This is a genomic window from Bdellovibrio sp. SBM16 (assembly GCF_056175625.1).
The window spans coordinates 221,965-232,412 of record NZ_JBJKJG010000011.1 but is presented as its reverse complement, the minus strand read 5'-3'; the positions used below and the strand labels follow the sequence as shown (position 1 = coordinate 232,412).

Below are 10,448 nucleotides of genomic sequence, written 5' to 3'. Positions count from 1 at the left end.
AAACATCCTTAGAATTTAATTTTCTGCGCACACGGATCGCTAAACATTCACGCGTATATTCATCAATCACATTAAACATTCTAAACTTTCTTCCATCATGTGTTTTATCTTCGACAAAATCATAACTCCAAACATGGTTTCTATATTCTGGACGAAGCCTAATGCAAGAACCATCATTCAACCACAGTCTTGCCTTTTTGGGTTGTTTGCTAGGAACTTTCAATCCCTCCTGGCGCCATATTCGGTAGATACGTTTTACGTTCACATGAAAACCTTCAGTTTTAAGTAGTGCCCAGATTCTTCGATAACCATAGCGACCATATTTCTTTGCTAAAGCAAGCACACGTTGTCTGATTAAAATCGAATCTTGCGATTCATCAGCTGACTTATGTCTTTGTGTGGATCTTGGTTGATTAATCGCCCGACAAGCTCTTCGTTCAGAAACGTGGTAATTTTTCTTTAGACTTTCTACAGCCTGACGTTTTCTTACCGGGCTTAGAAGTTTCCCGATGCAACATCGCGAAGCATGGCATTGTCCAACGCTTGATCAGCAACCAAACGCTTTAATCGTGCGTTTTCGCGCTCTAGTTCTTTTAGCTTTTTAGCTTGGTCGATTTCCAATCCGCCATATTCTTTACGCCAGCGATAAAAACTTTGCGTTGAAATTTGAAGTTTTTTACAAACTTCTTCGATTGATCCGCCTTTGGCTAAATCAACCTCTGCTAGACGTAGTTTTGATACGATTTCTTCGGCTCCGACTCGTTTTCCTTTTGGCATATTTGCCCCTTTCTTAGCACCATTAGAACTTATCACATGGCGCGGTTTAAGGGGAGCAGGTCAAACGCTGGTTTGTCTCTTGAGTGATCGATTCCCGAAGAATCACATTAGCCTTTTTAAGTTCCGACCTAATCTTGGTTTTAGAGCATCCCAATAGCTTTGCTATCTGGCGTAGAGAACTGCCATTTTGGTACTTTTCGGCGATCAATATACTCGCTTCAGAGGAAATTCGATTGCGCCGAATAAAGGAATATGGTTTAAAATCAAGCAGTTGGTGACGTTTGTCCAATGGTGGACTGAGTTCACCAATTTTTAGGTAACAGTTCCCTTTTAGATAGGCACCGCATAAGATTTTTCTAATGAAAGTTTTAAAAGGCCACAATCTCCAACATCAACAGTTAAAATCTTCTAAAACGAATGAATCTTATTCGCTATCTGCTGTTCTATCCTCTGCACTAGAAACTAAAGACTTTTTTATCCATCACGACGTTGTTAAACCCGGCTCCCGTACCTCAGCTCCACATTATCACGAGCAAACTGATGAGTTTGTTTATGTTATAAAGGGCCAGTTATTTGCGATTGAGGGGGTTACAGAGTGCGAGTTAACGGCAGGAGACAGCATTTGCTTTTCTGCTAATTCAAAGCTTCTTCACCACATGGAGAATCGCTCAAATTCTGAGGCTGAGATTCTGGTTATCAATAGGCAACTACTCCAAACTGATGTCAAATTTCAAGCAGAGCTTTAACAAGTTCGATACTCATCAATCCGGAATCACCATGTTTACCAGTTCTTACAATTTCTGAATCTGATCAATCAAAATAAAAGCACCCATAATTAACACGAAATAACCAAATCCTTTTTTTAGCCCTTTTTCAGAAACCTTTTTAGATAAAGTCATACCGATAAATAAGCCAATCACGGCAATACCTGTGATTGTAAACAAAAGCTTCCAGTCAATCTGTGCATGATGCTGTAAATCTCCGGTAAATCCAATCAGTGATTTAGCGGCGATAATAAATAGCGATGTGCCCACGGCCATTTTCATCGGCATACCAACCAGAACCACCAGTGCCGGGATAATTAAAAATCCGCCGCCAGCGCCGACAAACCCAGTCACCGCGCCGACAATCAGACCTTCGCCGGCGATCAATAAAAATTTTGACGTTGGCGACAAATCAGCTTTTTTAGCTTCTGATTTTTTTGTCTTAATCATTGAAGCTGAGGCTGCCACCATAAGCACTGCAAAAACCAACATGATAAGCAGTGGCTTTGAAAACACAAATGTTCCCAATGAAAAAACCGGATCCGGAAGTGCTGGTACAACATAAGCCCTTGTTAAATAAACCCCAATAAAACTGGGAACCGCAAAAATAAATCCGGTTTTAAGATCGACTTCACCTTTTTTAAGGTACGATACTCCTCCGACCAGGGCCGTCGTGCCGACGATAAAAAGTGAATAGGCCGTTGCCGTGATCGGATTGGTGCTAAATAAGTACACCAGTATTGGCACCGTTAAAATTGAACCGCCGCCACCGATCATCCCTAGAGATAATCCCATAAATATCGAGGCGATATAACCTACAGTTTCCATAAACAACTCACTTCTGAAATTTAAAAACCTTATCTACCTGTCTAAATAAAAACATTCCGACAAGCATACTTACCACGAACTGAAAAACTTTAATGTCGAAACTAGCCAGTGATGTCACTGCTGGTCCCGGGCAAAAGCCACCTAAGGCCCAACCCACACCAAAAATAAATGAACCCACAATTAAAGCCGGTGTGATTTCTTTTTTAGTAGGAACGTGCCACTGCGTTGAAAGCAGTGGTGAGTTTCTTCTTCTAATTAGCTTATAGGTCACAAAGTGAACCAAAATTGCTCCCACCATAACAAAAATCAGCGAAGGATCCCAGTTGCCGAATAAATCTAAAAAGCCAATCACCTTTTGGGGCTGGGTCATACCCGAAATACCTAGACCAATCGCAAAAACAAAACCTACAACTAATGCAGCTAATGCGTTTTTCATTTTACACTCCTAATGTTCTGAACAAATAAACAGAGATAATTCCAGCCACCATAAAGACAACTGTGGCAACGATTGATCGTGGCGACATTCTGCTTATACCACACACACCATGACCACTGGTGCAGCCGCTTCCCATGATGGTTCCGAAACCCACCAACAAACCTGCAACGATAGGCGTCCATGCAGCCTGAGTTAAAGTATTTTCAAAAACTCCGGGATCAAGCTGACGCATAACCAATCCACCCAAAAAAAGGCCTGCAATGAAAAGAACTCTCCATAGGGTATCGCCTTTGGGCACAGAAAAAACGCCGTTGATGATGCCACTGATTCCGGTTACACGCCCATTCCATAACAACATCAATGAAACCGACGTGCCGATCAAAACTCCGCCTATTAAGGCATTAATCCATTCCATTTTCATTTTAACATCCTTTCGATTTTAGTTTTTAACCGTTGCAAATTTATTTTCATTCCAGCGAATCATGCCGCCAACCATATTAGCTGTGAATTTATATCCCAACTTAAGGCTTTCGTTCGTCGCTGTTGCCGAGCGAGCACCGCTGCGGCAGACAAAAACAATTTCTTCACTGCGATCGCCACGCTCTAAATACTGCGTAAGCTCTGCTCCCAATGTCACTAACGCGGCCCCCTCGATGTGGCCAAGCTCGTTATTGAACTCGTCGGGTCTACGCACATCAATGATTTTTATTTTTCGCTTTTGAACATCACTTAAATGCGCATGCAATTCTTCGGTCGACACCTCAGGCACACCATCCACTACTTTTGGATGTAGCGAGCGCGCATCTTTCACGATTCCGCATGCCAAATTTGCCGGCACGGCTTCATGGATTTTTTTCGGATCCGCGAGCTTTAATTCTGACATAATTTTTTTATACCCTTCTAAGTCAATTGATTCATTTAGTCTTGCGTTGAACTGCCTTTCGGTGGCTATCGTTGAAGATGTATGTCCACGGTAGTCGTGTGCGGGGTACACCACAGTTTCTCCAGGCAGTTTAAATAGTTTTTCTCTGACACTATGAAATAGTTTATCAGAACTTCCCTGTTGAAAATCAGTTCGTCCACAACTACGGATCAACAAGGCATCACCGGTAAAAATCATGCCCTCAAAGTAATAACTCAGACAGGTGTTCGTATGCCCTGGCGTTGCAATGACTTTTATTTTTTTATCACCTAAAAGCAGCTCTTGCCCATGTTCGAGCGCGACATCGGCACATTCAACGGCAGCTGCCTGGCTTACAGCTGTTTTAAGACCAAGTCTTTTTCTAAGTTCGCCAGCGCCCGTAATATGATCTGCGTGAATATGCGTGTCTAAAGCATAGATAACCCGAAGACCCAACTCATCAATCAGTTTAATATCGCGATCGACTGTTTCTAAGACCGGATCTATGATAGCTGCTTCTTTCGTCTTTTTATCCGCAATAATATACGTGTAAGTTGATGACTCAGCGTCAAAAAGCTGTTGAAAAATAATATCGCTTTTCATATTTAGTCCTTTTCTGTGCACGAAGTTAAAATTTTTTGATTCAAAGTCGGATGTCAGCGGAAAATTTAATTCACTCCAACGATGACAGTCTGTTAATAAAACAAAATTATCAAAACTCGACAGTGTCTCAGCTATTTTATTCTTATCTTCAGGACTTACAATCAGAACTGCCAGTTTTTGGCTTAAGCCTGATAAGATTTTGGAAAGCTCTGAACCCAGAGTATGCACTGCCCCTGGAATATGTGCTTCGACATACTCCTCGTTAGATCTGCAGTCGTACAGTTTTAAAACCTCTGGTTCTGATAACCAGATATTGTAGACTTGCTCGCAGCTTAATTCTGTTAGTTTTGACTTTGGCTCCATGTCGACATAATGACATACCTAAGAACCGGCGCAATATGTGCTGGCACACAATTTACGCGTTTATTATTAAATTTCGTCCTGCATTGAGATTAGCTTAGCACGGTCTAAAATCTTTATTGAGCGGCCGTCTTGCGCAATTAGCCCAGAAGCCTCCAATTCAGACAGCGCTTTAATAACGGTTGACACCGTGCTTGCACAAAAATTTGCGATCTCTTGTCTGGTCCAGTTGTGCTCGGGATGAAGATCTTTCAGAAAAATGAGGCTTTGAGCGACGCGAATGCCGATCTGATTATCCAAAATTAAGACATGCTGGTTTTCACACTGTCTTAGTTCACGCGATAGCACGCGCACAATATCTTTTAAGAACTGCGGATGTGCGTCTAAAATCTTAAACACGGTTTCTTTTGGGACAAACTTTAACTTAGTTGCCTCAAGGGCGATCGTAGAGGCATGGTACACTTCATCAGAAAACAAAGTTCGGTGCCCGAAGAACTGGCCTTTGATAAAAAACCTAAGCAAATGCTCTTTACCACTCGAACCCAGCTTGGTTAACCCAACTAGCCCTTCTTTAACGAAATACAAACCTTGGGGTTTTTCGCCTTGGCGATAGACTAAATCGCCACGTTTAACGTTTAACACCGTAGATTGCGACTCTAACTGCCAACGAATTTCTTGCGGTAAGTTAGACCATAACTCGTTAATTTCCATAACAAAATACTAATTAGTTTTTCATAAAATGCAACGCAGGATCGGCTGCACCTTTGATGTTATGCGTTTTTTTAAAGGTAATTATGATCTAGCACATAATTACTATCCCACCAATAGACTATATTATTAAGTAACTAAGGTTACATTATGTCTAAATCTAACCGGGAGTATCTATGAAACCACAGGTAAAAGCCTTCTTCGATAAAGCCACCTGGACAATGACTTACGTCGTTCAGGATCCGGCAACCAAAGATGCCATTATCATTGACCCTGTTTGGGATTACGACCCAGCCGCCTCAAAGATGAGCCAAAAATCAGCCGAGGAAGTGCTGAACTACGTCCAGGCAAACAACCTCAAAATTCATTACATTTTGGAAACTCATGCTCATGCAGACCATGTTTCAGGCTCTCAGATTTTAAAGAGTAAAATTCCTGGTGCAAAAGTCGGAATCGGCGCCAAAATCACTGAAGTTCAGAAAGTTTTTAAAAATGTCTTCAATCTGGATCCTGATTTCAAAACAGATGGCAGTCAGTTCGACCTTTTACTTGAAGAAGGAAAACCACTGATGGCTGGCTCATTAAAAATCGACACAATCTACACCCCAGGCCACACGCCAGCCTGTGGCACCTATATTATCGGCGATGCCGTTTTTACCGGCGATGCGCTATTTATGCCTGACTACGGCACCGGCCGCTGTGATTTCCCGGCCGGAAGCGCCGATGATCTTTACAATTCTGTGCATGAAAAGATTTATAAATTACCTGACCACTACAGGGTTTTTGTCGGGCATGACTACCTTCCAAATGGCAGAGATTTAGCATTTGAGTCAACAATTGCCGAAGAAAAAGAAAAAAATATTCAACTTAAAGCCAAGACAACCAAAAACGAATTTGTCGAATTTAGAAATACCCGCGATAAAACATTGGCAGCACCACGACTGCTGCTACCAAGCGTGCAGGTTAATATTGATGCCGGTCACTTACCGAAGGCAGAAAATAATGGCACCAAATATTTAAAAATTCCGATCAGAGAATAAAATTTTGTGCTGCTTATTTTGAATTAAGAATTTCTTTGCTGACATTGACCCAATTGATAAACTATCCTATACGTACAGATAGCTAAGGATTTGATATGACTGCCTCTGTAAACCACAAAGCTGAACTGACCAAAATTACACAACTCCTTTTGCGCGTGCATAAATCTTTATTACAGTTTCAAAAAGAAAAATACGAAGCTCAGAACAACAAGCAGTTATCGCCGTACGATGTCTTGCATTTGTCGATGTCACACGAAGATTTTGATTGGTTAAAAAAAATCACCAGCCTTGTGGTACGCATGGATGAATCGCTGGATGATGAAAATACAGTCGTTGCGGAGCTGCACCAATCTGTGCTCACCGAAGTGCACTCGCTGTTTGATCAATCCGAAATGTATGCTGATTTTAAATCTAAACTGATGGTGGCGCAGAGCCGCGACCCAATGCTTGTGACTCAGGTTTTAGAACTTAAAAAATTTATCGGCACTCCGAAACTTAGCTCTTAAAACGACGATTATTTTCCGAAAGACCAGGCCGCGCCACGAAACGAATTGTCGTAGGCCCCGATGGCGACAATCGGAAGAAACCGCGCCCTGGCGCAGTCAGGCCGCTTAAAGATGACCGGCTTTATAGCGTGGATAGCGTGGTTTTTTATTCACATTTTATACCTTGTCGGGTTTAAAAACCGTGTTGCGGTCATGACCCAGTGGGCGTGGAGTTACCTTTTTTCAAAACGTGGGGCCCGTCTGATCACCTCTAACGAATGGCGCTTGAAAGACTGACTGTTTCAATTGTATAAACGGCTCTATGAAATTTGAAAAATTCCACCTCTCAGATGACCTGGTTAAAAACCTTAATAACCTGGGTTTCTTCCGCACCACTGATATCCAATACAAAGTCATCCCTTCGGTTCTAAAAGGTGAAGATGTCTTAGCTATCGCGCAGACCGGCACCGGCAAAACGGCAGCCTTTGCGATTCCAATCGTTCACATGTTGCATTCGGATAAATTCAGCAAACGTAACCGCGGCATTAAGTGTCTGATTATGGTTCCTACCCGCGAGCTGGCACAACAGATTGGCGAGGTTTTTAATAGCCTGTGCAAACACACCAAAGTAAAAGCCTTTGCTGTCTACGGTGGCGTTGAGCAGGATAGACAAATCACTAAACTTCAGGACGGCGTGGACATTTTAATTACCACTCCCGGACGAATGTTCGATCTGATCAGCCAGGGATTTATCAACGTGAACCCGGTTGAAATTTTAGTTTTGGACGAAGCTGATCACATGCTTGATTTAGGCTTCATCGACGATATCGAAGATATCAAACGTAAACTTCACCCGCAGCACCAAACGTTGTTCTTTTCAGCCACGATCAACCCAAAAATTAAAAAACTGGCTTACTCACAGGTGCGCAGCAATGCCATCCGTATCCAGATTTCTCCGGAAGACCCGGTTTCAAAAAACGTATCCCACGCGGTGATGTTTGTTGAGATGGATGACAAACGTTTTTTCTTACGCGAGTACTTAAACCAGAATCCCGAAGGTAAATTTGTCGTGTTCGTGCGTACGCGTGTGCGTGCCGAGCGTGTAGCCAAAGCCATGGAAAAGTTTGAAATCGAAACCTTGACCTTACACGGCGAAAAAGATCAGGCAGACCGCACAGAGGTATTAAAAAAGTTTCGCCAGAGTAAGTGCAACGTGCTCATCGCAACCGACGTAAGTGCCCGCGGCATCGATATTCCCGATGTGACCCATGTGATCAATTATGATCTGCCTGAAAAGCCGGAAAACTACGTTCACCGCATCGGTCGTACCGGCCGCGGCTTTAATAAAGGCCTGGCGGTTTCTTTCTGCGCGAGTGAAGAGCGCAAGCTATTCTTGGATATTGAAGAGTTCTTAGGTAAACCGATCGAGGTTCTGAAAGTCAGCAAGCGTGTTTACGACAGCGTGATGATGGCGCCGCCACAGAAAGATGTAAGTTTTTCTGAAATGATCGCCATCGAAGAAAAAGCACAGAAACAAGTACGCCGCCGGAAAAAATAATGACCATGAAGCAAAAGATTTATCCGCAGGGTTATGAACCATGGCTGCAAGAGCGTCTCACCGCACTTAAATCTGAATCTTTAGCTACCTGTGATAACTGTGCGATGGTTAAACCTACCGGGCTTACCCGCGATGCCGGTCCATTTTTAAACAACCTTAAGTGCTGCACCTATTTTCCCTATCTTCCAAATTTTAGTTTAGGTGCATTGACTGCAGCTGATCTGGAGAAATCTGAACCGCGCGGACTCTTGCTGCCGGTAGGTCTTTTTCCTTCGAGCACAGAACAATTAAAAATTGCAAGCTATGGCGCCGAGGGCTTTGGTCAGCAATCCGAGTTACTGTGTCCGTTTTTTGATAGTCAAAAAAACCAGTGTTCGATCTGGCAATACCGTCCCGGTGTGTGCACGTCGTATTTCTGCAAAAGTGATCAGGGTCAACGAGGCCTTGATTACTGGAAAGATGTCGAAAAATATTTAAACCACTTTGAATGGCAGCTGGCCTGTGCCGTCATCGATAAAATGGGTTTAAATGAAAATGTCTTAAGTTACTGTCAGGCGGCGATTGATCCAAACACCGAAGATGACGAGCGCGACTACTTTATTGCAGCCGCCTGGGAGAAGTGGGCCACCCGCAAATTAGAGTTCTACCAAGAAGCCAGAAAAATCGCGTTAACCATCCCGTCGGCAGCACTTGATTCGCTACTCGCGCCAGAGTTTCTGCAGTTGGAAAAAAGTCAGTTAAACTTAACGGTTTAGCTGAACAAATTTAGCTAAAAAAAATCTGACTCTGGCCAGACCTAAGCAGAGACTACATCATAGTAGGAGACAGCCTTGCCTCTGTTTAGTTAGAATGCTATGTAAGCGCTGTGAAATTACGCCGGTTATTTTTTCAATTTATCTTTCTATTTTTTGTCAGCACGATTGGCACCGTGATCTTTTACCGTTTTGTTCCGGTTCAGTATACACCACTGATGGTCTGGCGCTCAGTCGCATCTTTGTTTCAGGATAAATTTGTCGGTATCGAACATACCTGGGTACCTCTGGAAGATATCGCCCCGTCGATGCAAAAAGCCGTGCTTAAGGCCGAAGATTATAAATTTTTTGATCACTACGGTTTTGATTTTGATGCTATCGAAAAAGCGATGAAATACAACGCCACTCACAAAAGAAAAAAAGGCGCCAGCACGATCAGCCAACAAACAGCCAAAAATGTGTTTTTATGGCCTGCCAGAGACTGGGTTCGTAAAGGTTTAGAAGCTTACTTTACGATATTGATCGAAACATTCTGGTCTAAAGAACGCATTTTAGAAGTCTATTTAAATGTGGTCGAATTAGGTTCTGGTGTTTACGGCGTCGAGGCAGCCTCTAACAAGTATTTTAAAAAATCTGCTAAAGCACTTAATCCGGCCCAGGCTTCGCTGATGGCGGCGGTTCTTCCTAATCCGCGCAGGTTCCGCATTGACCGCCCATCTAACTACGTGACCAACCGTCAGCATAAAATATTATTTCGCGTATCGCCTCAGATCCCTAAACCGGAAGATGATTCAAGTATCTCAGATTTCTTTGATCTTAAATTCGATTCTGATGAAGACGAAAAAGAAAACTAATCATGTCAGCCGGTGATTGGAAAGAACTCTTTAAGGCAGCCGCAACCGGAGATTTATCGCTGGTTCAGTACCATATCGGTAACGGGGTTAACCCGAATTACCAACATCCAGAAATTCACTCACTACCACTGGTCGCAGCGATCTGCGAAGGCCATATTGCGGTAGCCAAGTATCTCTTGGCCAATGGCGCAGACCCACATTTAACCTCTGAATTCGACAACCTGACAGCCTATGAAGCAGCCAAGCGCCTTAAGCAAACGGAGCTCTTGGCCTTAATGCCTCCCCGGCCCACAAAACCACACTGGCTAAAAAAAATTCTAAATCTTTTTCGATTTCGCTAACGAAATATAATTCTATATTTGTTGTCAAACACCAGAGCCTA

Annotated in this window: 15 protein-coding genes; 8 read left to right on the top strand and 7 right to left on the bottom strand. The window is 43.0% G+C overall.

Features of this window, described 5'->3' with window-relative positions:
* Together AC04MM_RS12965 and AC04MM_RS12960 are read right to left on the bottom strand one after the other, a co-directional pair.
* The coding region (locus tag AC04MM_RS12965; protein ID WP_475380792.1) for an IS3 family transposase at positions 1-343 on the bottom strand (343 nt) is incomplete at its 3' end.
* 152 nt (positions 344-495) lie between these two features.
* Entirely contained in the window at positions 496-777 is a 282-nt protein-coding gene (locus AC04MM_RS12960) for a transposase (RefSeq protein ID WP_475380791.1), read from the bottom strand.
* 359 nt (positions 778-1,136) lie between these two features.
* Between AC04MM_RS12960 and AC04MM_RS12955 the strand changes: the two genes are divergently transcribed.
* The gene (locus tag AC04MM_RS12955) at positions 1,137-1,523 is read left to right on the top strand and encodes a cupin domain-containing protein (protein WP_475380790.1); all 387 of its coding nucleotides are present in this window, start codon (positions 1,137-1,139) and stop codon (positions 1,521-1,523) included.
* 45 nt (positions 1,524-1,568) lie between these two features.
* On the opposite strand, the gene AC04MM_RS12950 is transcribed toward AC04MM_RS12955, so the two are convergent.
* From AC04MM_RS12950 to AC04MM_RS12930, 5 genes are all read right to left on the bottom strand, one after another.
* Positions 1,569-2,369, bottom strand: a complete 801-nt coding sequence (locus tag AC04MM_RS12950; protein WP_475380789.1) for a sulfite exporter TauE/SafE family protein — start codon at positions 2,367-2,369, stop codon at positions 1,569-1,571.
* 7 nt (positions 2,370-2,376) lie between these two features.
* Complete coding sequence (locus AC04MM_RS12945; RefSeq protein ID WP_475380788.1) at positions 2,377-2,805, bottom strand: DUF6691 family protein; 429 nt, start codon at positions 2,803-2,805, stop codon at positions 2,377-2,379.
* 1 nt (position 2,806) lies between these two features.
* The gene (locus tag AC04MM_RS12940) at positions 2,807-3,226 is read right to left on the bottom strand and encodes a YeeE/YedE family protein (protein WP_475380787.1); all 420 of its coding nucleotides are present in this window, start codon (positions 3,224-3,226) and stop codon (positions 2,807-2,809) included.
* 18 nt (positions 3,227-3,244) lie between these two features.
* A complete protein-coding gene (locus AC04MM_RS12935; protein ID WP_475380786.1) occupies positions 3,245-4,672 on the bottom strand; it encodes a rhodanese-like domain-containing protein in 1,428 nt (475 codons plus the stop codon).
* A 66-nt stretch (positions 4,673-4,738) separates the two neighbouring features.
* A complete protein-coding gene (locus AC04MM_RS12930; protein ID WP_475380785.1) occupies positions 4,739-5,380 on the bottom strand; it encodes a Crp/Fnr family transcriptional regulator in 642 nt (213 codons plus the stop codon).
* 173 nt (positions 5,381-5,553) lie between these two features.
* Here AC04MM_RS12930 and AC04MM_RS12925 point away from each other — a divergent pair, with 173 nt between their 5' ends.
* The 7 genes from AC04MM_RS12925 to AC04MM_RS12895 all read left to right on the top strand — a co-directional run bounded on the left by AC04MM_RS12925 (position 5,554) and on the right by AC04MM_RS12895 (position 10,407).
* A complete protein-coding gene (locus tag AC04MM_RS12925) occupies positions 5,554-6,417 on the top strand; it encodes an MBL fold metallo-hydrolase (protein ID WP_475380784.1) in 864 nt (287 codons plus the stop codon).
* 95 nt (positions 6,418-6,512) lie between these two features.
* Positions 6,513-6,923, top strand: a complete 411-nt coding sequence (locus AC04MM_RS12920) for a hypothetical protein (RefSeq protein ID WP_475380783.1) — start codon at positions 6,513-6,515, stop codon at positions 6,921-6,923.
* Between the two features lie 60 nt (positions 6,924-6,983).
* Positions 6,984-7,199, top strand: coding sequence for a hypothetical protein (locus tag AC04MM_RS12915; RefSeq protein ID WP_475380782.1), 216 nt, complete (start codon positions 6,984-6,986; stop codon positions 7,197-7,199).
* Positions 7,200-7,224: 25 nt separating this feature from the next.
* Positions 7,225-8,460: a DEAD/DEAH box helicase gene (locus tag AC04MM_RS12910; RefSeq protein WP_475380781.1), complete on the top strand. Its 1,236-nt coding sequence runs from the start codon at positions 7,225-7,227 to the stop codon at positions 8,458-8,460.
* Positions 8,460-9,215 carry a YkgJ family cysteine cluster protein gene (locus AC04MM_RS12905; protein WP_475380780.1) on the top strand — a complete coding sequence of 252 codons (756 nt, stop codon included), beginning with the start codon at positions 8,460-8,462 and terminating at the stop codon, positions 9,213-9,215. Before AC04MM_RS12910 ends, AC04MM_RS12905 begins: the two co-directional genes overlap by 1 nt.
* 110 nt (positions 9,216-9,325) lie before the next feature.
* Positions 9,326-10,066, top strand: a complete 741-nt coding sequence (gene mtgA, locus AC04MM_RS12900; RefSeq protein ID WP_475380779.1) for a monofunctional biosynthetic peptidoglycan transglycosylase — start codon at positions 9,326-9,328, stop codon at positions 10,064-10,066.
* Between the two features lie 2 nt (positions 10,067-10,068).
* The gene (locus tag AC04MM_RS12895; RefSeq protein ID WP_475380778.1) at positions 10,069-10,407 is read left to right on the top strand and encodes an ankyrin repeat domain-containing protein; all 339 of its coding nucleotides are present in this window, start codon (positions 10,069-10,071) and stop codon (positions 10,405-10,407) included.
* Positions 10,408-10,448 lie beyond the last annotated feature (41 nt).